Annotated in this window: 26 protein-coding genes and 1 tRNA gene; 13 read left to right on the top strand and 14 right to left on the bottom strand. The window is 59.4% G+C overall.

Features of this window, described 5'->3' with window-relative positions; all coding sequences use genetic code 11:
* The 5 genes from E4K65_RS39670 to E4K65_RS39650 form a co-directional block, all read right to left on the bottom strand.
* Positions 1 to 998 (bottom strand): RNA polymerase factor sigma-54 (locus E4K65_RS39670; protein ID WP_488226133.1); only part of this gene is annotated, 998 nt, incomplete at its 3' end.
* A 91-nt stretch (positions 999 to 1,089) separates the two neighbouring features.
* Positions 1,090 to 2,112: an LPS export ABC transporter ATP-binding protein gene (lptB, locus tag E4K65_RS39665; RefSeq protein WP_135178720.1), complete on the bottom strand. Its 1,023-nt coding sequence runs from the start codon at positions 2,110 to 2,112 to the stop codon at positions 1,090 to 1,092.
* Positions 2,113 to 2,325: 213 nt separating this feature from the next.
* A complete protein-coding gene (locus E4K65_RS39660; RefSeq protein WP_167771523.1) occupies positions 2,326 to 3,066 on the bottom strand; it encodes an LptA/OstA family protein in 741 nt (246 codons plus the stop codon).
* Between the two features lie 5 nt (positions 3,067 to 3,071).
* A complete protein-coding gene (gene lptC, locus E4K65_RS39655; RefSeq protein WP_135178718.1) occupies positions 3,072 to 3,806 on the bottom strand; it encodes an LPS export ABC transporter periplasmic protein LptC in 735 nt (244 codons plus the stop codon).
* 144 nt (positions 3,807 to 3,950) lie between these two features.
* Complete coding sequence (locus E4K65_RS39650; protein WP_027543721.1) at positions 3,951 to 4,565, bottom strand: ribonuclease D; 615 nt, start codon at positions 4,563 to 4,565, stop codon at positions 3,951 to 3,953.
* 344 nt (positions 4,566 to 4,909) lie between these two features.
* Here E4K65_RS39650 and E4K65_RS39645 point away from each other — a divergent pair, with 344 nt between their 5' ends.
* Positions 4,910 to 6,181 (top strand): MFS transporter, encoded by a 1,272-nt coding sequence (locus E4K65_RS39645; protein WP_135178717.1) that lies wholly within the window; start codon positions 4,910 to 4,912, stop codon positions 6,179 to 6,181.
* A gap of 280 nt (positions 6,182 to 6,461) precedes the next feature.
* Here E4K65_RS39645 and E4K65_RS39640 read toward each other — a convergent pair whose 3' ends face one another.
* Both E4K65_RS39640 and E4K65_RS39635 read right to left on the bottom strand, forming a co-directional pair.
* Positions 6,462 to 6,758 (bottom strand): hypothetical protein, encoded by a 297-nt coding sequence (locus tag E4K65_RS39640; protein ID WP_135178716.1) that lies wholly within the window; start codon positions 6,756 to 6,758, stop codon positions 6,462 to 6,464.
* 224 nt (positions 6,759 to 6,982) lie between these two features.
* The gene (locus E4K65_RS39635) at positions 6,983 to 7,309 is read right to left on the bottom strand and encodes an NIPSNAP family protein (protein WP_135178715.1); all 327 of its coding nucleotides are present in this window, start codon (positions 7,307 to 7,309) and stop codon (positions 6,983 to 6,985) included.
* 85 nt (positions 7,310 to 7,394) lie between these two features.
* Between E4K65_RS39635 and E4K65_RS39630 the strand changes: the two genes are divergently transcribed.
* From E4K65_RS39630 to E4K65_RS39595, 8 genes are all read left to right on the top strand, one after another.
* Positions 7,395 to 8,384: a GlxA family transcriptional regulator gene (locus tag E4K65_RS39630; RefSeq protein ID WP_283813925.1), complete on the top strand. Its 990-nt coding sequence runs from the start codon at positions 7,395 to 7,397 to the stop codon at positions 8,382 to 8,384.
* Between the two features lie 467 nt (positions 8,385 to 8,851).
* Positions 8,852 to 9,367, top strand: coding sequence for a DUF1643 domain-containing protein (locus tag E4K65_RS39625; protein ID WP_135178713.1), 516 nt, complete (start codon positions 8,852 to 8,854; stop codon positions 9,365 to 9,367).
* Between the two features lie 91 nt (positions 9,368 to 9,458).
* Positions 9,459 to 9,950 (top strand): hypothetical protein, encoded by a 492-nt coding sequence (locus E4K65_RS39620; RefSeq protein ID WP_135178712.1) that lies wholly within the window; start codon positions 9,459 to 9,461, stop codon positions 9,948 to 9,950.
* 19 nt (positions 9,951 to 9,969) lie between these two features.
* Positions 9,970 to 10,707 carry a dCTP deaminase domain-containing protein gene (locus E4K65_RS39615; protein WP_135178711.1) on the top strand — a complete coding sequence of 246 codons (738 nt, stop codon included), beginning with the start codon at positions 9,970 to 9,972 and terminating at the stop codon, positions 10,705 to 10,707.
* Positions 10,708 to 11,127: 420 nt separating this feature from the next.
* A complete protein-coding gene (locus E4K65_RS39610; protein ID WP_135178710.1) occupies positions 11,128 to 11,820 on the top strand; it encodes a recombinase family protein in 693 nt (230 codons plus the stop codon).
* A gap of 135 nt (positions 11,821 to 11,955) precedes the next feature.
* The gene (locus tag E4K65_RS39605) at positions 11,956 to 12,699 is read left to right on the top strand and encodes a hypothetical protein (RefSeq protein WP_135178709.1); all 744 of its coding nucleotides are present in this window, start codon (positions 11,956 to 11,958) and stop codon (positions 12,697 to 12,699) included.
* A gap of 97 nt (positions 12,700 to 12,796) precedes the next feature.
* On the top strand, positions 12,797 to 13,423 hold the full coding sequence (locus E4K65_RS39600; RefSeq protein WP_235885927.1) for a hypothetical protein: 627 nt from the start codon (positions 12,797 to 12,799) through the stop codon (positions 13,421 to 13,423).
* A gap of 131 nt (positions 13,424 to 13,554) precedes the next feature.
* Positions 13,555 to 14,808: a hypothetical protein gene (locus E4K65_RS39595; protein WP_235885926.1), complete on the top strand. Its 1,254-nt coding sequence runs from the start codon at positions 13,555 to 13,557 to the stop codon at positions 14,806 to 14,808.
* Positions 14,809 to 15,279: 471 nt separating this feature from the next.
* Here the strand turns inward: E4K65_RS39595 and E4K65_RS39590 are convergent, their stop codons facing one another.
* Positions 15,280 to 16,452, bottom strand: coding sequence for a hypothetical protein (locus E4K65_RS39590; RefSeq protein ID WP_135178706.1), 1,173 nt, complete (start codon positions 16,450 to 16,452; stop codon positions 15,280 to 15,282).
* Between the two features lie 158 nt (positions 16,453 to 16,610).
* Entirely contained in the window at positions 16,611 to 16,853 is a 243-nt protein-coding gene (locus tag E4K65_RS39585; protein ID WP_135178705.1) for a helix-turn-helix domain-containing protein, read from the bottom strand.
* Positions 16,854 to 16,969: 116 nt separating this feature from the next.
* On the opposite strand from E4K65_RS39585, the gene E4K65_RS39580 reads away from it, so the two are divergent.
* Complete coding sequence (locus E4K65_RS39580; RefSeq protein WP_135178704.1) at positions 16,970 to 17,398, top strand: hypothetical protein; 429 nt, start codon at positions 16,970 to 16,972, stop codon at positions 17,396 to 17,398.
* 189 nt (positions 17,399 to 17,587) lie between these two features.
* Here the strand turns inward: E4K65_RS39580 and drt3b are convergent, their stop codons facing one another.
* The 4 genes from drt3b to E4K65_RS39560 form a co-directional block, all read right to left on the bottom strand.
* Positions 17,588 to 19,618, bottom strand: a complete 2,031-nt coding sequence (drt3b, locus tag E4K65_RS39575; protein WP_135178703.1) for an antiviral reverse transcriptase Drt3b — start codon at positions 19,616 to 19,618, stop codon at positions 17,588 to 17,590.
* Positions 19,533 to 20,759, bottom strand: a complete 1,227-nt coding sequence (drt3a, locus tag E4K65_RS50100; protein WP_135178702.1) for an antiviral reverse transcriptase Drt3a — start codon at positions 20,757 to 20,759, stop codon at positions 19,533 to 19,535. The genes drt3b and drt3a overlap by 86 nt, the downstream gene beginning before the upstream one ends.
* Positions 20,760 to 20,872: 113 nt before the next feature.
* The gene (locus E4K65_RS39565) at positions 20,873 to 22,531 is read right to left on the bottom strand and encodes a site-specific integrase (protein WP_235885924.1); all 1,659 of its coding nucleotides are present in this window, start codon (positions 22,529 to 22,531) and stop codon (positions 20,873 to 20,875) included.
* A gap of 88 nt (positions 22,532 to 22,619) precedes the next feature.
* Positions 22,620 to 22,706, bottom strand: a tRNA-Leu gene (locus E4K65_RS39560).
* Between the two features lie 150 nt (positions 22,707 to 22,856).
* Between E4K65_RS39560 and E4K65_RS39555 the strand changes: the two genes are divergently transcribed.
* Positions 22,857 to 23,822, top strand: a complete 966-nt coding sequence (locus E4K65_RS39555) for a complex I NDUFA9 subunit family protein (protein WP_135178701.1) — start codon at positions 22,857 to 22,859, stop codon at positions 23,820 to 23,822.
* 121 nt (positions 23,823 to 23,943) lie between these two features.
* Here E4K65_RS39555 and E4K65_RS39550 read toward each other — a convergent pair whose 3' ends face one another.
* Positions 23,944 to 24,750, bottom strand: a complete 807-nt coding sequence (locus E4K65_RS39550) for an undecaprenyl-diphosphate phosphatase (protein WP_027543724.1) — start codon at positions 24,748 to 24,750, stop codon at positions 23,944 to 23,946.
* A 170-nt stretch (positions 24,751 to 24,920) separates the two neighbouring features.
* Here E4K65_RS39550 and E4K65_RS39545 point away from each other — a divergent pair, with 170 nt between their 5' ends.
* Positions 24,921 to 25,613 (top strand): glutathione S-transferase family protein, encoded by a 693-nt coding sequence (locus E4K65_RS39545; protein WP_135178700.1) that lies wholly within the window; start codon positions 24,921 to 24,923, stop codon positions 25,611 to 25,613.
* Positions 25,562 to 26,740 (top strand): tRNA epoxyqueuosine(34) reductase QueG, encoded by a 1,179-nt coding sequence (queG, locus tag E4K65_RS39540; protein WP_135178699.1) that lies wholly within the window; start codon positions 25,562 to 25,564, stop codon positions 26,738 to 26,740. Before E4K65_RS39545 ends, queG begins: the two co-directional genes overlap by 52 nt.
* Positions 26,741 to 26,911: the final 171 nt, after the last annotated feature.

The following is a 26,911-nucleotide window of genomic DNA, read 5'->3' as shown; positions in this document are numbered from 1 at the left end:
ACGCGCGGCAAGGTGTCGCTGTTGAGCTCGACATGCCAGCCGCCGTCAGGTCCCGGGCGGACATAGACATCCGGCACCATGGTCTGCAAACGCGCCGAGCCGAACTTCATGCCGGGCTTGGGGTTGAGACGGCGGATCTCGCCGATCATGTCGGCGATGTCCTCGTCGTCGACGCCGCAAACCTTGCGCAAGCCCGCGATGTCGCGCTTGGCGAGAAGATCGAGATGCTCGACCAGCGCCTGCATCGCGGGATCGTAGCGGTCGAGCTCGCGGAGCTGGATCGCCAGGCATTCGCTCAGATTGCGCGCGCAGACGCCGGGCGGATCGAATTTCTGCAGCACGGCCAGGACGTCCTCGACGTCGGCTTGCGAGGCGCCAAGCCGCTCGGCAGCCTGGCCGAGATCGCCCGGCAGATAGCCGGCTTCGTCGACGAGATCGATCAGGTACTGGCCGATCATGCGCTGGGCGGGTGCGGTGAATGCGACCGAGAGCTGTTCGGCGAGATGATCGCCGAGCGTGACCTCGGCGGCGACGAACGCCTCGAGATTGTAGTCCTCGTCGCCGGAGGCGCCGCCACCCCATTCCGTATAGGTGGTCGGCGCCGCGTCCTGCGCGTTGCGCGCCGCGGCCTCGGCCGGCTCCTCGGAGAAGACGTTGTCCAGGCCCGTGTCCAGGGTCTGCTCGATCTCGGCGCGGGTGCCGAGATCCTTGCTCATCCATTCTTCCTGGCCCGGCTCGAACGCCTCGCCCGGACCGCCGCCGGGCTCGTCGTTGTGGCCGCCGTCGGAATCGCTGAACTGGCCGGCCTCGGCCGGGGCTTCCCCGCCGGGGGCCTCGTCATTGGCCCGTTCCAGCAGCGGATTACGCTCAAGTTCCTCTTCCACGAAGGTCGTGAGATCGAGATTGGACAATTGCAGCAGCTTGATCGCCTGCATCAGCTGCGGCGTCATGACCAGCGACTGCGATTGCCGGAACTCTAATCTCTGCGTGAGCGCCATGAAGCAAGAACCGATCCCAAAAAGTTGGTCCGATTTTTGCTTATCCTAGTCCGAGCCCGATGTACACGGCTTGACGAAATCGAAAAACGGGCTAGAGGCGGAATTCCTCGCCAAGGTAAAGGCGGCGAACGTCCGGATCGGCGACGATCTCATCCGGGCTGCCCTCGGTCAAGATTTCCCCGGCATAGACGATATAGGCACGATCGGTGAGGCCGAGCGTCTCGCGCACATTGTGGTCGGTGATGAGCACGCCGATGCCGCGATTGGTGAGATGGCGGACGAGATCCTGAATGTCGCCGACCGCGATCGGATCGATGCCGGCGAAGGGCTCGTCGAGCAGCATGTAGTTCGGACGCGTCGCCAGCGCGCGCGCGATCTCGACGCGGCGCCGCTCGCCGCCGGACAGCGCGATCGACGGCGATTTGCGCAGCCGCGTGATGTTGAATTCGTCGAGCAGCGAGTCGAGCTGCTGCTCGCGCTTCTTGCGCGAGGGCTCGACCACTTCGAGCACGGCGCGGATGTTCTGCTCGACGGTGAGGCCGCGGAAGATCGAGGCTTCCTGCGGCAGATAGCCGATGCCGAGCCGCGCGCGCTGATACATCGGCAGCTTGGTGACGTCGTGGCCGTCGAGCTCGATCGCGCCGCGATCGGCCTTGATCAGGCCGGTGATCATGTAGAACACGGTGGTCTTGCCGGCGCCGTTCGGGCCGAGCAGGCCGACCGCCTCGCCCCGGCGCACATAAATGCTGACGCCGCGCACCACCTGGCGGCTGCCGAAGGCCTTTTCCACGCTATGCACAGCCAGGAAGCCCGGCCGCTTCAGAAGCTGCGGCCCGCCGGCGCCGTTCGGCCTGCCGGCGGCCCTGACGGGGTGAACCGCCTGGGCCCGCGGCGGCTCGGCTTGATAGTCGGCCGGGAAGTCGGCTTGATAATCGCCTTGGAACTGGTCGGGCGCATGCATCGGCTGGTCCCGGGCGATCGGCGGCGCATCCCGCACCGGGCTGGGCACCAGCCCGCCGACGCTGTCACCGAGCGCGGTGATGTCCCCACGTGCAAATCCTGGCCGGCCGCGCTTGGCGGGGCGCCGACGGAACATGCTGAAAAGATCGACCATCCCCGCCTTCTAGCCTCGCGCAGTTTCATGCGCGGTCTACGCGCGATCTGCCGCACCGGCGTTACGATTCGCCGGCGCAACATGAGTGAAGGGATGTCTCATGCCCAGTGAAACACGCCCGATAAGCGGCGGACCCCGCTTCGAAAGCCCTGCGCGCTAGATACAGTCTCGCCGGGCAAGCTTCAACCTCAGATCGGGAGCATCCGACACAAGCTATTGAGTTTGCTTCGGTTTAGTTGCGCCGGGCAATTGCAGGGGCGACGCCGCGCCGGGCTTGGCGCCCTGCCCCCCCGGGCCACAATCACTACCGCCGCCCTGCGGCAGCAGGGCCTGCACCCTGCCATTGTCGGATTCCACGCGCGACACGCCCGTCGTCATGTCGACCATCAGACGGTCGCCGCGCAGCACGTTCTTGCATTGCGTCAGGACCACCTGGCCGCCCGTGCCGCCGAGCATGGTGATGAGATTGGTCTTGGTGTCGAACACGGCGGTGTCGCCGGTCACCACCTGATCCTTCTGGGTGACCACGACATTGCCGCGCGCCTCCAGCCGCTTGATCGAGGAACTGCCGCCCGGGCCCGGCGTCGCCGACTGCATCGGCGCCGCCTTGGCCCCCTTCGCCGCGGGCTGCGGCGTGGCGGGCTTGTCGCCGCCACCCGACTCGTAGAACACCACCAGCGTCTTCGAGGTCATGGTGGTGTCGCCCTGGATGACTTTCACATTGCCGGCGAAGGTCGCCTCCTTCTTCTTGTCGCGCATCTCGAGTGAAGCGGCCTCGATCTGGATCGGCTGATCGCGGTTCTGCGAGAAGCCCTGCATCGCGTTCGGCACGCCTTGCATCGTGCTCTGTGCGATGGCCGCACCCGTTGCCATCAGCGCGACGCCGACCGCCAGCGCGGCCGCACCGATGGCGGCGCACCGTTTGCTGTCGTTGCGCGGGAAAAACCTGATCATGAAAATCACTTTGAATTGGCGGACTTGTTCTGCGGCGAACGTGTCTTCACCGGCGGCGCCGGCTCGGCCGGTGCGGGCTGAGCAACGGCGGGGTCATCCAGCTTGTCCAGATGCATCACCACATTGCCCTCGAAGCGGATCAGATCGCCACCTTCCGTGATGCGCAGCCGATCCGCCGTCAGCGTGCCGTTGGTCAGCTTGACGTCGACGCGTTCGTCCGACGAAACCGTGCCCTTGTTCATGTCGACGAAGGCGGAGTTCAGCCGCGCTTCATAGCCGGTCGAGGTGCGCAGAAAGATGTCCTTGTGCAGGTCGAGCTGCTGCTGCTTGTTGTCGAAGCGGCCGGTGCGGGCATCGAGGAACAGGGTCGACTGGTCCTCCATCAGCACTTTCGCTCGCAGATCCTTGAGGTCGACATGGTCGGGGTCGGTGATGTCCTGCGTTGCCGTCTTGGCCCAGAGCTCGTAGGGCCGCTGGTCCGGCGTGAAGCCGGACATGTGCGGCGATTCCATCGTGATCTTGGTGCCCGACACCACCATGTTTCCGGAATCGAGCGGCAGCTTCGGCAGCAGCATGCGAAATGGATTGAAGACCGAGACGCCGACGATGGCGGCCAGGGACAACAGCACCGCACCCGGGACCGCGACGCGCAGAATCCGGACCAGACGGCTATGGCGCGCCGCGCTGGCAAACTTCGCCGCAAGCGCGGCGTCGTAGGGGGGATTCTGGGCCGAATTCACCTGGGCTCCTGAGGTGTCGCTCGCCTTGTCCGGTCAAGTGCGCGCCATTGTACCCGGCGCCGCCTGAATATGCAGCCTCGGACAGGCCGATACGAAAGTGTCCGAAACGGGGCGATTGGCCCAACCTAGCCGCCGGTCGAGGTGTCAGGAATGCGCGAAAATGTCCTCTTCCTGCCAGCCCTGGAGGTCGAGCAAGGCGCGGGTCGGCAGGAAGTCGAAACAGGCCTTGGCCAGCGCCGTGCGTCCCTCCCGCACCAGCATGGCGTCGAGCCGCTCGCGCAGGGCATGGAGGTGCAGCACGTCCGAGGCGGCATAGGCGAGCTGCGGCTCGGTCAGGCTGTCGGAGCCCCAGTCGCTGGACTGCTGCTGCTTGGAGAGGTCGACATTGAGCACCTCGCGCACGAGGTCCTTGAGGCCATGGCGGTCGGTATAGGTGCGGGTCAGGCGGGAGGCGATCTTGGTACAGTAGATCGGCCCGGTCATGACGCCGAAGCTCTGGTACAGCACGGCGACGTCGAACCGCGCGAAGTGGAAGATCTTCGTGATGGCGGGATTGGCCAGCAGCGCCTTCAGGTTCGGCGCGTCAGTGTGGCCCTTGGGGATCTGCACGACGTCGGCGCTGCCGTCGCCGGGCGAGAGCTGCACCACACAGAGCCGGTCGCGATGCGGGTTCAGCCCCATGGTCTCGGTGTCGATCGCCACCGCTCCGGTGTAGCGGGACAGGTCGGGCAGGTCGCCGCGGTGCAGGCGTACGGTCATGGCGTTTCAAAACCTCGGGTCGAATCGGTCTGTCGACACAATAGGCTAATTCGGATGGCCCGCGATGTAGCCATTGCTGGCCGTCCGCGCAACCGCGGTCATGCCCTCCCAGGCCCGGGCGGATCGCCGCCGCGCATCTCGCGGCCGGTGCGTGGACCCGATCGAGGTTGCCAACGGAGATGGACGGTTTCTAGCTCCCCGGGCTGTTGCATGGATCCCACAACCCGGCGCGAGCTTCACGGTCCGGCAGAACTTGCGTCATGCGCCCCGTGAAAATCGTCCCGGTCCACCCCATCTGTGGCCGGTCCCCCGCGCCCTTGCCCGCTTGCCACCAACAGGATGTCATGACCGAACAGACGCTCGCTGCGCCTATCGACGATCAACAGGACCGCCCGCGCGGCTTTTCGCGCTACCAGTCCCTCCTCATCGCGCTGCTCGCGTTCACGCAGTTCACGATCATCCTCGACTTCATCATCATGTCGCCGCTCGGCGCCATCCTGATGCCCGCGCTCGACATCACGGCCACCCAATTCGGCGTCGCGGTGTCGGCCTACGCGTTCAGCGCGGGACTGTCGGGCATCCTGGCCGCCGGCTTTGCCGATCGCTTCGATCGCAAGCGCATCTTGCTGTTCTTCTATGTCGGCTTCACGCTCGGGACCCTGCTCTGCGCAATGGCGCAGACCTACCACGTGCTGCTGCTCGGCAGGATCGTGACCGGACTGTTCGGCGGCGTAATCGGCTCGGTCGTGCTGGCCATCATCACCGACCTGTTTCCGTTGCACTTGCGCGGCCGCGTGATGGGATTCGTCCAGACGGCGTTCGCCGCGAGCCAGGTGCTCGGCGTTCCCGCCGGGCTGTTTCTCGCCAATCGCTGGGATTGGCATGTCTGCTTCTTTGCAATCGTCGGCCTGTCGATCGTCACGATCGCCGTCATCGCCTTCGTCATGGAGCCGGTCGATGCGCATCTACGGCTCAAGCAGGACAGAAACCCGATCCATCATCTGGTCGCGACCATCTTCGAGCCGCGCTACACGCTGGCTTTCGCGGTCACGACGTTGCTGGCGACGGGCGGCTACATGCTGATGCCGTATTCCAGCGCCTTCACCGTCAACAATATCGGCATCGACATCGCGCATCTGCCGACGATCTATCTGGTCTCCGGCCTGTTCAGCATCGTCACCGGGCCGCTGGTCGGCCGCGCCAGCGACGCCTTCGGCAAATACCCGACCTTCGTGTTCGGCTGCGTGATGACCGTCATCATGGTGCTGATCTACACCCATCTCGGCCACGTCTCACTGGTGACCGCGATCATCGTCAACGTGCTGCTGTTCGTCGGCATCTTCTCGCGCATGATCCCGTCGCAGGCGCTGATATCGGCGATCCCCGACCAGACCCAGCGCGGCTCCTTCAGCGCGATCAGCGCCTCGCTCCAGCAGCTCTCCGGCGGGCTCGGTTCGGCGCTCGCCGGCGCGATCATCGCGCAGCAACCGGATGGTTCGCTGCTCCATTTCGAGCGGATCGGCTACGTCGTCGTCACGACGACGATCATCACGCTGGTCGCGATGTATTTTGTGCAGAAATCGGTGGCGGAGAAGGCGGGGAGGAGTGTCGTCTGAGGGCAAAACCCTCGCGGCGGCGATGTCGATTCCGCATCGATCGTAGGCGCTTCCACCAAGGCATGATGGGTTTCGCAAGAACTCTACCCATCCTACGAGCTGTAGCTGACGGTCTTGGAGAGCGGCGGCAGCGTCAACTTGACCGTCGAGGATGTCGGCCGGCTCAGCGCGAGGAGTTTTGTGCACTGTCACCGTAATCCCAAGCCTGTCACTGCAATTGTGGTGTCTCACTTGCGGGATCCAGTCCAGCACTGGAATCGTTATTCCGTAACTGCCAGAATTATATGGCCAGCTTGCGCAGCCTCGCGTTGGAGAAATACTGCACGGTGATGCCGGGAACCTCTTGTTGGACTTGCCGCGCGATCGCTACTCCTTCTTTATCTAAATCATCATTCTTGGCTGCATCATTGAACTGATAGTAGTGGGCATTCTCATACTCAGCCACCCACCGCGAAAGGCGATCGCCCAATTCTCCCGAGATCCCGAGTTCCGAAGGATCGAGATATCCCCCTGCAATGCCATCGCGGACTCCGGTACCAGATAGCATTCCGTCGATGATCCAAACGTGTTCTGTCACGGCTATTTATTACCCTTAAAGAACCGATGATCGATGACGCCGTCACTCCTCACACCGAGTTCGAATATGCCATCTGTTTTACCTAGAGTCCCCGGCATTTGGTAATCGCCGCCCGGCTAGCTCCGATGATTGGAAGCAGCTCGATTTGGGGACCGAATCCGATGTCCGTCGCTACGATGTCTGGGAAGGCATCGTAGACGATACGCTCCTGTCCGAGGCCTCTCTTATTGCAGGGCCGAGAAGCTTGTTGGGCTCATGAAGGAGTTCGTGATATTCGCGAGAATTGGCCCGTCGACCTCCGAGGCAGCGGCGACCTCCTGCCATTCGGCGTCCGCTACGAAGGCACCCCAAAGACGCTCCCGCTCCGCGAGCGAGTCCCAGACAAGGATGTAGACTAGCTCAAGGTGTGACGGTCCGACCGTGGTCCGCCAAAAGCCAAGCTGGCGAATGCCCATCCGCTCCCAAATCTTCAGTGTCCGCGTCTCAAAACGCTTCAGCAGTGCCGGCATCCGGCCCGGCAGAGTGTGGTAGGTGCGCAACTCGTAGATCATCTCTCATCCTCGCTTGGTCTAAACCTTGTCCGAGTTACGCCGACTGCGACTGGCATATTCGCCAAACTTGTCGTATTTTCTGCCAATGCTCCCACCGGCCTCGGCAACCCCTCGGCATGTTGTCTTTCTGGCTTTTGAGCGTTTCCAAGTGCTCGATCTCGCCGGCCCGATGCAGGTGTTCCTTTCGGCGAGCGAACATGCGCGCAATGTCGCAACAGGGCTGCCAATCGATTACCGGGTCTCCGTCGTGTCGTCCGGTCCCAATCGGGTAAAGGGCTCCTTGTCACTGGCGATCGATGCCGAGCCTTTGCCGTCCGCGTTGATGCCCAGAACGACGGTTATGGTGGTTGGAGGAAAGGGCGTCGAAGCGGCGTCGCAGGATCTCCTTCTGATCGACTGGTTGCGGAGCCACGTGGACGAGGCGGAGCGGATCTGCTCCGTTTGCAACGGTGCATTCCTGCTCGCGCGGGCCGGGTTGCTTGCGGGCAAGCGAGCGACAACGCATTGGCTCGATTGCGACAACCTCCAACGGAACTTCCGCGATGTCACGGTCGACCGCGATGCCATGTATGTGCGCGACGGCAAAATCTGGACTTCCGCAGGCATAAGCGCCGGCATCGACCTCGCCCTCGCGCTTGTCGCGAATGACCACGGCGATGAAGCCGCCGCAGTCACGGCCAGGCGGATGGTCCTTTACGTCAAGCGACCAGGCAACCAGTCGCAATTCAGCGAATTCATCGAAACCATCGACCATGACAAAGCGGGAGCCTTTGCGGAGCTTCACCAATGGATCTTGGGCAATATCCGACGCGACCTAAGCGTTCCCGTGCTTGCGGCTCAGGCGGGCATGAGCGAGCGAACATTCGCACGCAAATATCGAAGGTTGATCGGTGTGCCGCCCGCCGAGACGGTTAAACGGCTTCGTGCCGATACGGCACGTCACCATCTTCGGACCTCGACTTTGCCGCTTAAGACGGTTGCGGCCAGGTGCGGCTTCGGATCAGTCGAGCAGATGAATCGGGTTCATCTGAAATTTTACGGTCTGACCTCGCGTACGTTACGTGACATCGGATAGCCGCGTGTTGTGCTGCTGACCGGACCACGTGAATAAATGTCGACTTCGGGCTATTCGCCAACAGTCCTGGACGGCGCGAGGTAGGCCGTTCGATAGTTCATACACGCTGTGCCCCGGTCTTGTGTACCGGTCAGCGGCTCAAATTCCCTGCAAATGAGCGATTTCAACCACTTGGGTTGGGGGTGGTGCCCAGGAAAGGATTGCATGGGTAGACTGCTAAGACGTTGCTTTTATTGCACTTTATTTTCACCTGATCAAGAATGTTACACAGGTCCGTTGCTCTGCTTTCCTGTTAGATGGCGTGCCTTGCCTTTGCGGACCGGTAGTGGTTGGACCAATGCAGAGGATTGATTGTCGAGATCGGCCCCGGGATGCAGCTTAGTCAAACAAGATCATTGTCAACTGAACTCAATTTCGTTTCGCTAAGAACCCTAAACAGCCCGCGTCGCCCGCACCCCTAAAGTCTCATGCGAAATCTTTTCGAGAAATCCAGCGCAGTCCTCTCGCGGTGTGAAACGTTCCGCTACGAGCTTAGACGGGTCTGGGACGACTCGCTTCCGCCATTCGTGTCTGGGATGCTCAATCCATCGACGGCGGATGCCGAACGTGACGACCCCACTATCAGGCGCAATATACAACGTGCTCGGGCAATGGGGTTGGGGTCTTTGATTGTTTGGAATTTGGGAGCAGGACGCGCAACAGAACCTCAAACCTGGAAGTTACTTGCTGATCCGATTGGTCCGGAAAACAACCGCCACATACGAAGGATTTTGCAGGAATGCAGGGATCGCAAGGGCGTCGCAATTGCGGGATGGGGCAACCACGGCAGCTTCATGGGGCGCGACATTATCGCATCACAAATAGCGCAAAACCTTGGCGTGCAGTTCTATTGTCTCGGCACAACGAAATCTGGCCAACCAAAGCATCCTCTGTACGTGTCGAAATCGACGGTCCCCATCCTGTGGACAATCCCCAATACGTGAATCAATAGAATCACTTACATCCCATTGATTTTGAATGCTTTTTGGGTTATTATGATTCCTAGACGTCGCAGGGCGGGGCGAGGCCTATCCAATGAGTATCGATTTGCTACGCTTTCAGCGCGAGCAGCACGTTCACGATCAGCGCAATCATTTCGACATCTTGAGTCTGTCAAAAAACGACCGCCTCAAGCACTACGGATTGCACTACGCTAAATACGTGGGTCGTCTTGCCCGGGGAGCTGATGAAGGGAAATCGGTCGAACGCACGCTCGTAGACACCTTTCTAGTGAGCTTGAGCGCCGCCAACACGCTCCATCAGAATCTGTCCACTTTGGATTTCTCAGCAGGATCGAAACCGCAGATCGATCCCGTATATGTGTTTGCTGAGGCGGCGGGCCGCTTCGCGGATGCATGTGAGAAGATTGATCATATGGAAGAATTTGTTCCACTAGCGCGTAGAGCCAATGCGGACGTGATCCAATGGGTTTTGGATTTCGCTCAAGAAAGACACGTTGACCTTGAAACAGGCGTGTTGGCTCGTCGCAAAGAACTTGCTGCTCGCCAGTTTTATATTGCCGAATAGCTAGCAGGATTGCGATCTCGTGTCTTTTTGGAATGACGATACTTGGAGAGTTCAAGGAGCGGCGCAGAAAGTCATCGAGCCATTCGATTCAAGTCGGATTGAAGACGCCAAATACATGCTCTCTGTTGGAGACGAGGTCTACGTTTCTGATGAGGCCAGTAAAAAGACGCCGCAGAAGCTGAAAGAGGGCGACGGATTTGCAATCGATCCGGGCCAGTTCGCCTTTTTGCTTTCTGACGAGATCGTCAACATTCCATTCAACATGCTTGGCTTCATTTCTATCCGGGCAACTATCAAGTTCTACGGGCTGGTCAATATCTCCGGCTTCCACGTAGACCCGGGATATGAAGGCCGATTGATCTTCTCGGTTTTCAATGCGGGCCCGACACGAATTCAGTTGAAGCGAGGGGAGCAGATATTTTCGATCTGGCTTGCGGAGTTGAAGGGGCCGATCGACCGAACAAAAGTGATCAAGGGCTACCGCGACATTCCTTCGAAGCTCATCACGCCTGTCTCTGGAAAGTTTACGACAGCTTATCAGCTCGAACGAGAGCTCGACGCGCTCAAGGAAGATATATCGAACCTGAAAGCGTTCCGGACCTCGGCGCTGGTAATCATTACGATCGCCGGCGCACTGCTTCTTCCTACGTTCAAAGACACCGTGGTCAAGCTCTGGAATCAGCCGCCAATGACCGAAATTCGTGGTCAGCTAGGGAATTCAACTCCTAGTCCGCCCTCCAAGCCGCCCGCAAACTAGCTACGCTCGATGAAGTGAAGAAAAAATTGCCCGCTGCTCCCAGAGCGGAAGGCGCCTTCGGATAGTTCGCGGGATTGGCTGAATCAGCGAGCAAAACCTCGCCTATGGAGCGCCCGGCCGAAATTTGCACTGGGTCGAAAATCTAAGAGATCACCTCGTGACGACGGCTACGCGCTTTCCCCCCGTTCCCCTCATCAATCTCTGAAGCATCATTCAGAGCTGCGTCCCGAGTCCGGCGCTTCTGAGCTTCATGTGCTTGAGCGCCCGCATGCGGTATGAAGGATCGCGCGCCATCCTTGCGGTTTGCCTGAGTCGATTTGACTCATGCACCCCATCTTGCCGGATGATTCCTCCGAAAAATATGGTGACAACGCTCGTTGACTAAGTTTTTCGCGGGCGATCATCGAGAGGGAAATTGCCGTGAAGCGCAAGTTCGTTGCCTACTATCGCGTATCCACGCCAAAGCAAGGCCGCTCTGGATTAGGCCTCGACGCACAAAGAGCCGCCGTGGAGAAGTCAGTTGCCGATGGACCCGCGAACATCATCGCAGAGTTCACCGAGGTCGAGAGTGGCCGACGCAACAACAGGCCTGCCTTGGAGGAGGCACTCACCGTAGCACGCCTGCATCGGGCGACCCTCGTGGTCGCGAAGGTGGACCGGCTGACCCGCTCAGTGGGTTTCCTAGAGCGGCTGCTAGAGGCAGGAGTGGACGTGCGGTTCGCTGACCTCCCTGCCATCGAGGGCCCCACCGGGCGCTTCATGCTGCAACAGATGGCAGCAGTCGCGGAGCTAGAGGCGGGCCTCATCTCTGCACGCACCAAGGCAGCACTGGCAGCAGCGAAGGCACGAGGGCAGCAGCTGGGGGGATATCGAGGCGGGCCTCTCCCGAGTCATGTGCAGGCACGCGGGCGAGACGAGCAATCCCGACTGGCCGACAGACGAGCGGCCGACATAGCGCCTCTGCTCAACGCACTCCGGGCGAAGGGGATCACCACCCCCACCAACATCGCGCAGGCACTAACTGCACAGGGTATCCCTACGGCAAGAGGTGGGTCCAAGTGGTCTGCACCACAGGTCAAGTTGATCGAAGCGCGACTCGCACGGATGAGCTAGCGACGAGTGCAAACGAGTCTGACTTCGTGGCCTTTCAAGTAAAGCACGGTGAAATTTTCTAAGCGCAGATTCTCGCATCGCGGTCTTCGAATTCCTACATTAGGCGCATTGAGTCACCACGTGTGGAATGAGGAAATGCCTAAGCAACGCATAAAACCAATCGAGTATGATCAATCGGCCAGCAGTGCCCTAGCAGCATGCAAAGACTACCTTCAGGAGGCGGAGCAATACATTCAGGGTGACGGGAAGTCGCTGCCCAATCCAACTCCTCTCCTAACCGCCCGTTTTCCATCCAGCTCGCTCCTTGAAGCAAAGGCAAAGGATGGAGTTGATGGGCTTGATTGGCCCACCATTGCGGCAAAGATTTTGGACCGAAAGGCGAAGAGTGATCGCTTCTTCGACCCTTGGTATTTTGCTGTTGTGTTGCTGCTGGAATTGCCTGGAGGCCGCATCGTCTTAGACCGGTCGAACCGTCAACAATATTTCTACGCTGCCTATGCTGGCTCGAATGCGAAGGAGAACTTTTATCTGCGCCGCATCATCGTCAACACGCCCGTCTGGGCCGACACGCAGGAAGGAAAGCATCGAGACGGGGCACATTACGACTATCGCCGTGCGACACTCCATTGGGTTTGCAAGGATGTTGTGCGAACCCTTGGAAAGAAAACCCGCACCGTGTCGAGCAACCGGGACGGCGCAATCCGCTTCGCCGTGAAGCTGTTCAAGCAGCAGCTGGCCGCGCACCGCCTTTCGCCTAGGTCTCGCCTGCCGGGCCTAGAGCTGACGGCGCCGGACTACGAGCGACTATTATCGATCGCGCTCTATATTGCGGACGCCATGCACGAAAAATATCTCGTGGCAAAGACGCGCAATGGCTAGCCGCGCACAACAGACTAGGGCCTTGAAGGAGCGCATCCGATTGGGTCCGCTCACTGCTGCCGCCACCTGTGCCATCCCGGGCTGCGGGCGGCCGACCATGAAGGCTGCCAATGAGGGGCTGGCACCGCATCATTGCCGCAAGCACGTGGAACACCGGGCGCGGCACGGAAGCTATTGGCTCAACACCTACACCGCCGCCGAATTGAAGCCGTATCTAACTGCTGCGACCGCTTACGTCCGGCTCTTGGCAGCAAACGACAAGTTCATCAGCGCAGCGATAAGCGCCACGCGGTTCGCCCTGGAGGGGGCTGGACCCGTCGAGATTGCGACTCGGTTGAAAGGCCTCGCGGCTGCCAAACGGGCGAAGATAGGGCTGGCCCGACTACGCGTCGCCAAGGTCAAACCGGAGCGCATCGTCTCAATCGTCGTTGCCGTGCATGCACTTGCCGAGGAGCGGGGTCACCGGCCAAAGGAATTCCGGACGGTGCAGGCGTGCAAAGCCGTGCACAGGCTCGCCAGTGGCACAGGGTGGGTGACCTATGACGCACAGGGCCGCGAGCGCCGATCCAAGACGCGGGCTTATCCAAGATCATCCGGCCGCGTGCTGCGCTTGATGGGGCGTATGCTGGAGGAGCCCTGCGAGTGGGTCATCGAGAAGCACCTGAAGGGCGTGCTAGCCCACAAGCAGCGCTTCGGGCGCGGCACACGCAAGGCGCCCAGCTGAACACTCCGGCCGATAATTGGCTCCCCAGTGCCCTTAGCGTGAGATCAGGTCAGACTGGTCGGTGCGTCAATAATCGATGTTAGAGCCGGTCACTTTGAGCACCGAACCCCATGCCTTCCCAATCGCAGCCCATGATGTTCGATCCCCAGCTTCGCGCGAAGGGCGCGGAGCTTCAAGCAGCCGTCAGAAGGCTGGCCGACACATTGCTGGCCTACGAGGCCGCGAGCGCCTCCCGCAAGCGAGCGCGAAAGGAAGCGGACGCGGCGAAATTTTACGTGGCCACGGAGGCGTTGGCCTGCAATCTCATTCTGCTAAAGGCCACCGGAAGCAACTCCAAGCTCGCCGTGCCCCGGTCACATGCCGTCATCTGGCAAGGGAACGCTGTTCTCGGTCAACACTTCCTAACTGCCATCGACCTCCTATCCGCCATGGGCCTCATCGCGGAGGGGCGGCGCGGTTACAGGATCTCGCCTAGGTCAAAAATGCCGTCGCTCATTGAGCCACAAGAACGCCTCGCAGATCATCTCCCGCTGGCTCCTCCCGAATGGCGCGCAATCTGTCAAATTGACGATCCCGTGTTGGTCCTCCTGAAGGAAGGAAAGGACAAGGACGGGAACGCCGCCTCCATCGCTTATCGCGAGACCGCACAGTCCAAGAAGTTCGCGAACCAAATAGGGCGCATAAACGGATTTTTGCGCGAGGCTGACATTGAGGTCGCAGGCCAGGACGACTCCGGCATCTCTTTAGGAAGGGATGGGCAAATCATTGCTCCCTATCGCCGCTCGCTGAGACGCATCTTCAATAACGCCACGTGGCTTCACGGCGGCCGTCTTGCGGGCGGCTTCTGGATGTCAATGGAGCGAACGGAACGCCCGCGCATTCGTATCGACGGCGAACGCGTGGCGGAGGTCGATTATGGGCAACTTTTCCCGCGCCTCGCTTACGTGCGGGCCGGAGCGCCGCAGCCTGAGGGCGACCTCTATGATGTTTTCGGGAAGGGCACCGGCCGTGATGGCTGCAAGAAGCTGATGAACGCACTACTGTTCTCGCGAGGGCCGCTCAAGAATTGGCCCGAGGACACACACCGGCATTTTCCGGATGGCATCAATCTCCGGACGGCAGTCGAGATGCTCGCCGTGAAGCATGCGCCCATTGCTCACCTGTTTGGGAAGGGTCTTGGTTTCCAACTGATGCGCATCGAAAGCGATATGCTCATCGAGGTTCTCACTGAATTATCGGCTGCTGGAGTCACCGCCCTGCCTCTCCACGATGCGGTGCTCGTCGCGAAATCTCACGTGGGTGTGGCGCAGGAAACGATGGGGGCCGTTTTTCAACGCTGGAGCCGCTCGCCCTGCGCGATTGTCTCAGTAAAAGTTCATCAATGATTACAATATATTAAATCTTACGCCTCCGCTAATGGAGGAGGAAGCTAGGGGAGGAAACTCAGAGAGTTAGAACTTGAAGGGCTATCTCCGGGTCCCTTTAAGGAGGCTTCAAGTTGGGAGGGTGACACCACCCCTCCTACATGGCCACCTTTAAAGGCAATCCACTAAGGCCGAGCTTGCAGCCCCCCAAGGTCGATCCAGTAGGGCCCATCTCCGAGTTGGGGCGAGAGTCCCCAAGTCCTCTTATTGTGGCCGCTCGATGATGAAGCCAAAGGGGATAGCGCGACACGGAATGACGGAATCTACTGCGGTCTGCTTTGGCGGACGGCCGACACCCGCCGCAACACGAATCAGGGTCGCCGAGGGCCAGGAGAGGTCGCAATAACAGTTCAGCCGATGCATTCACACAGTACTAACATCGACGGAAGGAACGCGTCCGCAGCAAATCGCGAAACTGCCAGAACGATGCGATCAAGAACTAAGCTTGAACAAGATGCCGTCATTCCGCTTCATGATTTGAAGAAAGTCAAACGGCGACGGAGAATCGTCCGTCAGAACACGCTCTCCGCTGCCGTCGATGGCGAGCTTGATCATATAACTAATTGTATTTGACGGGAGGCTAACCCACAAATCGGAACCCTTCATAAGTTCGCGCGCGATTGGCTCCCCACTTGTATAATTTTCAGCTTTGCGGACTAGGGGCACCGATCGGATATTACACGTGACCAACGCATCTGACTTGTGACCCAAGACATCGGTTTTGTGACCGAATCTGATAAGAAACGAAAATCCATCATCCGTTACTGTAACCTTGTCGAGGCCCATGCAGGAACTGCCCGAGCCACCATTTGTCTCTTCCTGCGACCATGTGATGCCATTCGTCATCAGTTTTTCGACGTCGATTTTCCAACCTTGTTTTGCGAGTTCTGGAATTATCTTGATGCTGAACGAAACGACGGAATCTATTCCACGACCTCCACTTAGCACCGCTGGGTGAACCGACGTTTCGGTGGTGACGGTCTTTAACTTCGGGAAGATCGTAACTTGGCCAAGACGCTGCGGCGATGGGGAAGGAGAAGGATTGGGTTTGGGGAGAACTTTTTCACCATTGCCACGAAGGAAATTGCTTACTGCGGCGGTAAACTCCGGGTTGGAGTAAGCACCATACACAAGTGAAGTGCACGCGATTAAGAAGAAAAATGGCGCAACGCTAAAGGTGATCCGACGAAGATGGTTGAACCGCTGCTTTTCAAGCTGTTTAACGTCGATCTCGCCCTTTATCTTTTCATAGACACGGGAAGCTCCTTGGCTGCTCTGAACCTTGGCAAGCAGCTTGAGCACTTGGAGCCTGTCTGCTCCACTCTCGAAAGCTTGTAGAATGGCTGGGACTTGATCGGCTTTTAAGAGGCCCTCGCCCTCAATGACCTCACGAACAGACTTGTATTCTATTGCCTCGATGGCCCGAATCTTCAAATACAGATAGAAATTGCCAGCAAGCGCGATGACCCCTAAGACTGAAGTCGCCCCGGTCAACGCCAGAATTACCTCAACGCTCGGCACAATGAATTCCTTCTTCAATCTGCCGTAGAAAATCGCCCAGAATTCTCCATTTGTCCATTGATGGTTGTGCTGTCCGACGGCCAAGGTCTGATTCGGGTCACATGCTGACTTTGTGTGCGTGACTGCCGAAGTCCGCTTTGGATCGAGAGTAATCTTGGGCCATGCGTCGTGCCGCTCCCGGTGACGGACCCCGCTCCCTCGCGGCCGGTGCTCAAAATGATCAACCTGACACCGGACGAGATTCAGGACTGCCCCCGCCCCTTCCTCTGAGGCACGAGCAAGCGGTCAGGGGTCGTCTTGAGGGCCTTCGCCAAGCGGGCTAGGACAATGATGGTGCAATTACGGGTGCCCCGCTCGACCTGACTGACGTAGGTGCGATCCAGCCCCGCCTCTAGGGCCAAATCCTCTTGGGACAGCCCCAGCCCTTTGCGGGCCTTCTTCACGGCTTCCGCCAGCACTTCAACGATGCCCGTCTCGTCTTCCATCCGCGGAAGCAGGCCGTCATGATGACTTTGGGTCTACGGACTATGAGTCCCATTTTTTCGTTGAGCCATGATGACTATCGTCTACATTAGGCCGGCCACCACTGAGGAACGAACGAATGGCCAGCACCGAGAGCACCGCCCCCAAGTCGCACGAGACCGACCCCATCAAGGTTCTCTTCGACCTCGCCAGCTATTGGGCCACCGTCTGGGGCTTCATCGCGCTTTGCCTCTGGCTCGAACATCAAGTTCTCAGCCGGCTGGATATCGAGTCGGGCAGCATCCAAGTTGCCATCCTTCTCGTGAGCACACCGGCCATTTTCTTGGCCACGGTCAATCGCATTGAGAAGGACCCCAAGGCGCGGCAGGTTTTGGAACGGGCCCGTTACGTCGTAATCTTGGTCGCAGCGGCCTTGCTCGGGGCCTATCTTCACGCAAACCACAAAGACGATTCGTATGAGAATGCCCTGCGCCATGGTGCTGTGCTTGCCTGCGCCGAGCTTCCGGCCTGCAAGAGATCGGCAACTGAGTACGCAAACTCCCGATAGCACGCGGGAAGGCTTGGCGGAGAAGCAAGCAGGGAGTCGCCCTCAAGCATCAAGTGTGTGCGAGCTTTCGCCCGCCCGTATGGAACTATGCAGCCCGGTAATTAACCCAACTGACGTCGACCCTTACGTGGCAGCGGAGAAACTCCGCCGGTAGCTGTCTTGAACGACTCCCCGGAACAAACTAGCCGCTTAATAGACCGCCCTCAACTCCTTCTTTCTGAGATGATTCAACAGGTCAATCTCCCGCCAGTTAACGAACCACGGAAAACGCTCGAGTTCGGCGACTAGCACGTTGGAATAATGCGCAGGTGATATTTCAAGGCCCTTCAGCAAGACATGTGCACACTCGCGCCTAAACTGTTTCGACAAAAATGGACACGCAATCAAGTCGAGGAGAAGGTGCGCGTCATGCGATACTTTTCGCGGGACAGCTTTCGGGAGAAATTGCTTACGAAGTTTATTTTCGACCTCGTCGATGAAGTCTGGATCAGACGGACCAAAATAAAATAACAGCGACACAATCGAGAAATAGTCAGCGTTCTCGTCGTCGATCACCCGCCTACGTATGTCATGGACGTTCGTTTTGTATGCCTCGGGAAGCGCTGTCGATGCCAAGATAATGTTCAGCATTTCGATTGGAACGCATTCGGTCATCGCGACGCTGAGTAAGCTCGGGTTCGTGACAACTTCCTGAATGAGAGTTCGGACCCTTTCGAAAATGTGCTCAGCCGCAGCCGCTAAGTTGTCCTTAAAAAATCGAACCGAGAGAATGGTCGCCTTAGCCACTTGGTACGATGCGGTAACAGTCGCGTGCACCGTGAAGAAGTAGAATAGCGCAGAGAGCAATGTATCAAACGCCTTGGCATAAAGCTCAGCATCTTTTCGGACCTCTGCCGGCGCAGATGGAAAGCCCGCTATCAAGATCTCCAGCGTGCTACTAATCGACCCAATTATGTAAGGACTGACATCTTCGTAACCAGCGCCACCATTCGTACTCGCCACCTTGATGTCATTGACAAATGTTCGCACCACCGACTCTGGCTCCCGCACTTTCCGTGGTCTATGCAGGCGAGAGCTCTGATCGATTTCGGAAATCGACTCTCGAAACTTGTGCAAGGCCGGCGAAGCGCCCGATATGATCTGTGATCTTCGCGTTTGCAGTGGACGTGCGATCGTGTGCGTCTTGGCCTCGTTGAGGTGCAAGTTAAACATCAGGAGACCGTCCGAAACAGCCCGCTGAATTACGTCCAGGCTTTCGGTCGTATTGGCGAATATTGCGTAATCGTCGATATACCTGCGTATCGCAAAATCCGAGCCATGCGCTAGGCCGGCACGCTTCGCTCTCTTAAGCACGGCAACATCGACGGATTGCAGGATGATTTCCGCAAAAATTCTTGACGCCTCCGCGCCAACAGGGATGCCATTAGTTTCATTATAGTTTGAGTACTGCATCAAAGAATCAAAGTCGTTTGCAAATGACACTGCAAGCGGATGCTCCTTGCCGTGTTGGATGTCCTTAACTGCCCAAGCAAGCGTATGGCTGTAGATAGATGAAAAGCATTTCGACACGTCCGTGAGGCGCATCATCGAGAACGTTTTCTCAAGACCCAAGAACTCTTGCGAGTTGAAGAATTTGTAAAAGCGGTCATATCCCGCGTAAGCAAAATACGAACCGGGATTCCGAACAGATTCGTCATGAAGGAGCATATCGATAGCGGCTCCCTTGTATCTCTTCGATTCGGCACTTCGCGTCAGATAAAATACGGAGCTGCCCACCTTTGCTGCACGACGTAGAGAAACTTCGGGGTGACGACAAAAATACGGAAGTAGATGTCCGTACTTTTGATAAAACCCGCACGCCTCTTTTTGTGCCGCTGGATGAGCGAGACTCAATTGGCGGCTCGCAGTTGTCGATAGCCTAATGCGATACCGATAAGGAATCGTGTAGTGCTCAGGATTCGAGGTTATAAGCGTCTCGACAATGCGCTTTAATCCCGGCGTAGCCGGCGTCCTTCGGAGATTTGTGTGAAAGCCGTCGTTTGAGAAAACGATCGGAACATCCATCGGTGCGGTATCAGTGAGAACCGCGCGATCGGAGTTGCTCCTGTCGATGTTCCCCCGCCTTATGCCAGAACTAGCCATCGCGCCAGCACCGCCGTAGGTCTGCCAGTTCGGCCGCCGAGAAGTTGTAAAAGGTCCGCTGCCGAAAGCTTCGTTCAAAGCTAAACTTCAAGAAAGACCGTCTCACCCCGAGAGAAACCTTTGCGGAAAGCCGCTTGGACAAACGACTGCGATTACCCACTAGGACTGATCGAAGAAACGCGTCTAGCTCAGTCAGCGCGGCGTGAGAGTTTACACGCCTATAGTTGCAGTAAAGCCCAGTATTGCGTGAACGATTTTTCACGAAATCCCGGACGTTATAATTTCCGGTAAGGAGCTGCAATCTGCGCTCAAATTTCCCGACGTCACCGTCTCCCAAAAACACCGCAATGGAGCAGCAAAGTCGAGCCTTCAGTCGAGCGATCTTGGTACTCGCGATAGTTACCTCAACGTCTCGGAAGAATCTTCTGTCACCATTCCGGGTGCTTTCATGTATTGAGAAGGCGTATCCAAGATAGTCGAAACGCCCCAAGATAGCCGTTCCATCCGATTTCTGTTGGACTGGAATGTCTATCGTCTTCGTTTTCTGATGGTTCAGTTCGAGCCCCAAGGGCGTCAAGAGTCTTCTTATCTTGCGTGCGAATTCGCGAGGATTTTCACGAGCGCTTGTGACAATGACAATATCATCCACATACCGCGCATGAAAATATATCTCTGGCAGAAGCGACAGTTCACGGTCGAACGTCTGCAACGCAAATTCAGACAAAGTCGCACTGAGAGGAACGCCTCGTGGCAAACCTAAGATGCCTCGTGACTTCAGCTCGTTTAGATAGTTCAAGAGAACTATTGTAGCGTTTCTCGGTAGGGAGGGAATATTCGCTATCTGCTCGAACAGACGCTTAGTATCGACACTTTCGAAGAACGCCCTAATGTCGAATTTGTAGACTCGGTGAGGCACCCCCTCTTGCAGCACAGTCGTTAGACGTCGAATAATAGTATCTCGGTCGGAGGGACGAATCTGTGTTGCCTGCCGAATCAGCCTATTGAGTCCCCGCAGAACCACGGCGTGCGGCGTCGTTCGAACACACTGCGCGGCTTTTCGCTTAATAACGATTTGCTCAAGTTTAAGGGCGGCGAAGCCGTATTGGACGACAGTTGTTGCCCGCCTCGCAAGTTCATCCGCATTATAGTGGCCCGCAACGCAATCGTCGTTGAGGAGGTCTCTGCCGTGAATGCAACTCGACAGAAACTCGGAATTCATTCCCGACAGCAAATGATGCCCCCGCTAAACTCTCGGTAGTAGACGAACTACTAACATCGATTCGCGTGCATTTCACTGGTCTTCTGAGATACTCCCGAAAGCGCGGCTTGCCTCTATGCGACGTCGATTGATGGATATTTTGCCATGGCGCTCGCCTTTGCCTTAATGGTCACGTCTCCGTAGCCTTCCGAGACATTGCGCGGCGCGTGCCCCTGAATGGCGTCCAACACGCGCATCTCAACGCCCTGATCTATGCCAACCGTCTTGAAGCGATGGCGCCAACCGTGGCTTGGATCAACGTTCTTATCCTTCACCACCTCACGCACGAACTCATTGACCTTGTTACGCGCCGTCTTGATCGCGTTGCGCACGCCTAACTCACCGGCCTTGGGGTCGATGAAGAGATAGCCGCCCTTCGACTTCTCAAAGAACTCCACGAAGCCTTCCTCGATGATTTGCCGATGGAGCACGACATCACGAGCTTCATCCGTCTTCACCGGCCCCGCTTCGGGCGTCACGTGCAGCACCCAGAGCTTGCCTTCGCGCCGGATGTCCTCCTTGCGAATCTGAATCATCTCGCCCACGCGGCCACCCGTGAAGGCGCACAGCCACGGCACCCACCGCTTAGCCGCCGCCAGCTTCGGGGCTTCGCGGCCGGGCGCGAACTCGCGGGCGTGCTTCAGGATGGCGATTGCCTCCGAATCATAGAACCCCTTAGACCGGAGCTTGCGCGACTTGCCGACCTTGATGGTGATCCCTTCGGCCGGATTGCTGTGCAGCCGACGATTAACGACCGCCCATCCAAACACCGTCTTCATGCCTGCGAGGTCGCTATCCTTCACGGTCTTTGGACTCACGCCGCCTTGGACGCGATAATCCTTGAAGCGAACGATGTCCTCAGGCGTCACCCGGTTCGCCGTGTCATGCTTCAGGAATGTCACGAGACGCGCCATCGAATTTCGATAGCTCTCATAGGTGCTCTGCTTGCGACCGGCCCTCTTCGCTTCCTTCCACCAATCCTCAACAAGGCCAGTTAGGGAACTCTTGGAGGCGCCCCGCTTTGGCTTTTCCTTCAGCGCATCTGCCGGGGCCTGCCACTCGGGAAAGCGGGCGGCCTTGGCATCGAGCGAATAGTCTCCCTTGGCGTTCCGTTGGCGGCTAGCGAAGGCGTCACGCAGGGCCATCCAAAAGGCAGTGAGCAAGAGGGCGCGTGATTCGGTATCCACGCGGCGGATTCCCTTGGTGAGCAAGAGTCGGTCCACGATAGGCCCGAGCGCCTTCTCTAGTTTCTTGGCCTCACCGTCTCCGCCGACCCTCTCCCACATCTCCGTTACGGCCGCCCAGTGGGCTTCCTGCTCCTCCTGGTTCTCCGTGTCGGGCGCCCAGCCGACTCCGGGCGTATGGACCATGGCGACACTCCGGGCGTGGCCCTCGCTGTCTGCCCAAACGCGATAGAGTTCGCCCGCCAAGGCGGTCGCTTGCCGGTGGGTGAGATGCACCGGGGCGTCATTGCGGAACGCCTCCCAGACGGTCGCCAGATGCGCTGCAACGAGCGCCTGACGCCTCTTGGCTTCGCTAGGCTCTGTGGTGCGAAGGGAGAAACGGACGGCCTGAGCACCCTCGCTAGGCGTCACGAAAACGAAGCCGTCACCGAGCGGAATCGCCAGTTCAAAACCGACAACTTTGCGCCGGACATCAGCCGGAATGCGCTGCACGAAAAGAGGAAAGCGAGACCCATCCCGGCGCATCGGCCGAACAACCCTGAACAGCAATGTTACACCCCATTGTTACACAGTCGGGGCCAACGCAACACTCTGAAAGGGCTTATCTATCTGGATTTGTTTGCGATCCAGAATTGTATGGTGCCCAGGAAAGGACTCGAACCTTCACGGCCGTTAAGCCACTGGCACCTGAAGCCAGCGCGTCTACCAATTCCACCACCTGGGCATGCCGTTTGGGGCACGGAGGCGGTTACTACGGTTCGGTGACGCCGTTGTCAATTCATGCTTGAGCCATGTTTCGGCTTGCGGATTGCGCATCGCAAACCGGCCCGATACAAGCCTCGTCAGGCGCACTCTCCCTCAGGAATAGATCCCCATGGCATCGAATCTGGAAACTCTCGTCACGGTTTTCGGCGGATCGGGGTTTTTGGGCCGGAATGTCGTCCGGGCGCTGTGCAAGCGCGATTACCGGGTCCGGGTCGCGGTGCGGCGGCCGGAACTGGCTGGATACCTCCAGCCCTCCGGCAAGGTCGGGCAGGTCCATGTGGTGCAGGCCAATCTGCGCTACCCGGCCTCGGTCGAGGCGGCGCTGCGTGATTCGGATGTCGTGATCAACCTTGTCGGCATCCTCACCGAGGGTGGCAAACAGAGCTTCGACGCGGTCCAGGCCAAGGGCGCCGAGACCGTCGCCAAGGCGGCGGCCGCCGCAGGGGCCCGCCTGGTGCATGTCTCGGCGATCGGCGCCGACGCGGAATCGCCCTCGCGCTATGCCAAGGCCAAGGCGGCCGGCGAGGCGGCGGTCCTGGCCGCGGTGCCCTCGGCCACGATCTTCCGTCCCTCCGTGATGTTCGGCCCCGAGGACCAGTTCACCAACCGCTTTGCGGCGCTGGCCCGGATGTCGCCGGTGCTGCCGCTGATCGGCGAGAGGACCCGGATGCAGCCGGTCTATGTCGGCGATGTCGCCACCGCGATCGCGGAGGCGGTCGACGGCAAGGCCAAGGCGGGCGCGACCTACGAGCTCGGCGGGCCGGAAGTGCTGACCATGCGCGAGATCATCGAGGCCATCCTCGAGATCACCGCTCGCAAGCCGATGCTGGTGCCGCTGCCGTTCGGGCTTGCCCGCTTCCAGGCCAACTTCCTGCAATTCGCGCCGGGCGCGTTCAAGCTGACGCCCGACCAGGTCACGCTGCTCGAGCGCGACAACGTCGTGTCGGATGCGGCGAAGGCGGCTGGGCTGACGCTGGAAGGCCTCGGCATCACGCCGGATTCGCTGGAAGCGATCGCTCCGCAATATCTCTGGCGTTTCCGCGCCGCCGGGCAGTTCCAGCGCATGAGCGTTTGAGGCTCTTTTTCACCTCTCCCCGTAAGAAACGGGGCGAGGGAGTGCACCGCCGCCGTGGCCGCAGTGCGAATCCCACAATCGCCGGAATTTGCGCGCCTTGGCGCGTCGACGTCTTCGGACGTCAGCGCCCCAATGCCAGCGCGATCAGGCCGAGCGTGCCGACGATGACGCGCCACCAGGCGAACACCACGAAGCCATGGCGGGTGACGTATGTCAAAAACGTCTTCACCACGATGATCGCGGTGATGAACGAGACCACGAAGCCGATCGCGACGATGCCCATGTGGTCCATCGTCATCTCGGAGCGGTTCTTGTAGAAGTCGTAGGCGAACGCGCCGATCATGGTGGGGATCGCGAGGAAGAACGAGAACTCCGCCGCCGCGCGCTTGTCCGCGCCCAGCAGCATGGCGGCGACGATGCTGGCGCCGGAGCGCGACACGCCCGGGATCATCGCCACGCACTGCGCGATGCCGATGTAGAGATACATCAGCAGCGGAAACCGGGTGGCGTCGTGCTCGCGCGGCTTGAGGTCGAGCTTGTCGACCCAGAGCAGGATGGCGCCGCCGACGATCAGCGTGAAGCACACGACCCACGGATTGAACAGCACGCTCTTGATGTATTTCCCGGCGACGAGGCCGACCACGACCGCCGGCAGGAAGGCCACCAGCACGCCGATCACGAAACGGCGCGAATAGGTGTCGCCCGTGAAGAAGCCGATCACGACGTCCCAGAGCTTCCTAAAGTAGAGCCCGACGATCGCGAGGATCGCGCCGAGCTGGATCAGAACCGTAAACGAATCCCAGAAGGCGCCTTCGCCGAGATGAAAAAAGCGCTCCGCAAGCAGCAGGTGGCCGGTCGAGGAAACGGGAAGGAACTCGGTCACACCCTCGATGATGCCGAGGATCACTGCCCGTATTGCATCTGACATATTTACGGTCCATTTCCGCTGGAAAAGCGGGGTTCTTCTCGCCTATTCGTCCCCATGCTGCAATCGCAAAATACGATCATCACGGTCTTGCTTCGCGGTTTTGAAGGACTAGTGTGGCGCCGCACAAACATTGATGGATTCTTAAGCACCATCAAATAGTCAAAGGCTTCATGTTTACGCTGTTTCATCATCCGTTCTGTCCGCATTCGCGCTTCATCCGTCTGATCGTGGGCGAATACGGGCTCGACCTGAAACTGGTCGAAGAGCGCAGCTGGGAACGGCGCGAGGCATTCCTGCTGCTCAATGCCGCCGGCACCACGCCGGTCCTGGTGGACGAGGAACAGCCGCCGATACCAGGCGCGGCGATCATCGCCGAATATGTCGACGAGGCCTACGGCGCCGGGATGGGACCCAAGCGCCTGATGCCGGAGACGCTTGGCGAGCGCGTCGAGGTGCGCCGGCTGATGGCCTGGTTCAACGAGAAGTTCTTCGAGGAGGTCTCGCACCCTCTCGTCACCGAGCGGATCTACAAGCGCTTCATGAGCGAGGAGAACGGCGGCGGCGCGCCTTCGGCCGACGTGATGCGCGCGGCCAAGGCGAATGTGCGCTATCATCTGGCCTATATCGGCTGGCTGGCGCAGACGCGTAACTTCCTCGCCGGCGACCGGCTCACCTACGCGGATCTCGCCGCCGCGGCGCACCTCTCGGCGATCGACTATCTGGGCGACGTGCCATGGAGCGAGGACGACGCAGCAAAGGCGTGGTACGCGCGGGTGAAATCCCGCCCGTCGTTCCGCCCGCTGCTGAGCGAATGGCTCGCCGGCGTGCCGGCGTCGCGGACCTATGTGGACCTGGATTTCTGAGCTCGGCCGATCTGTCTGAACTGAAGACGAAGTTGACGGCCGAGGCAAAGACGCTCGGCTTCGACTGCATCGGCGTGACGGAGCCCGGCTCGATCGAGACTGCCGGAAAGCACTTCCTCGAATTCATCGCCTCGGGCGGCCATGGCGACATGGACTGGCTCGCAGCGCAGCCCGAGCGCCGCGTCGATCCGCGCGGGCTGTGGCAGGACGTGCGCAGCGTGATCATGCTCGGCGTCAACTACGGTCCCGACGAAGATCCACTCGCGATCCTCGAGCAGCGCACGCGCGCGGCGATCTCGGTCTACGCGCAGGGCGACGACTATCACGATTTGATCAAGAAGCGCCTGAAGGCGCTGGCGCGCTGGCTGGTCGCGACCGCGCCGTCGGAAGTGAAGGTGTTCGTCGACACCGCCGCGGTGATGGAGAAGCCGCTGGCGCAGGCCGCGCATCTGGGCTGGCAGGGCAAGCACACCAATCTCGTCTCGCGCGAGTTCGGTTCATGGCTGTTTCTCGGCGCGATCTACACCACGCTCGACTTGCCGCGCGACGCTGCCGAGATCGATCATTGCGGCTCGTGCCGGGCCTGTCTCGACATCTGCCCGACCGCGGCGTTCCCCGCGCCCTACAAGCTCGATGCGCGCCGCTGCATCTCCTATCTCACCATCGAGAACAAGGGACCGGTCCCGCGCGAATTTCGCAAGGCGATCGGCAACCGCATCTATGGCTGCGACGATTGCCTTGCCGCCTGCCCCTGGAACAAGTTCGCGCAAGCGGGACGCGAGGCCAGGCTCGCCGCGCGCGACGAACTGCGTGCACCGGGCCTTGCCGAATTGGCGCGGCTCGATGATGCGGCGTTTCGTGCGCTGTTCACGAAGTCGCCGGTGAAGCGCATCGGCCGTGACCGCTTCTTGCGCAACGTGCTGATCGCGATCGGCAATTCGGGAGAAGCGGCGCTCGCGGAGGAGGCGCGGCGATTGCTGGGTGATGAGAGCCCACTGGTGCGTGGCGCGGCGGTGTGGGCGCTGGGGCAGCTGGTGGCGCGGCAGGAGTTTGAGGCGCTCGGGGCAAATGCGATTTCCAACGAACACGACGACAGTGTGCGCGAGGAATGGCAAGCCGCCTCCTAATTCTCGGTGTCATGCCCCGCGAAGGCGGGGCATCCAGTACGCCGCGGCCTATCGGCTCAATCACTACTGCCTCTGGAATACTGGATCGTCCGCCTTCGCGGACGATGACAGTGGCGTGTGGGGAAGCATGCGCCACCGCTGACCACGCGAGCCCCCACCCTTGATTTCCCT

It is taken from the genome of Bradyrhizobium niftali (assembly GCF_004571025.1).
Lineage (GTDB): Bacteria > Pseudomonadota > Alphaproteobacteria > Rhizobiales > Xanthobacteraceae > Bradyrhizobium > Bradyrhizobium niftali.
Note: the sequence above shows the minus strand (reverse complement) of the source record. Positions and strands in the feature narration are given on the sequence as shown.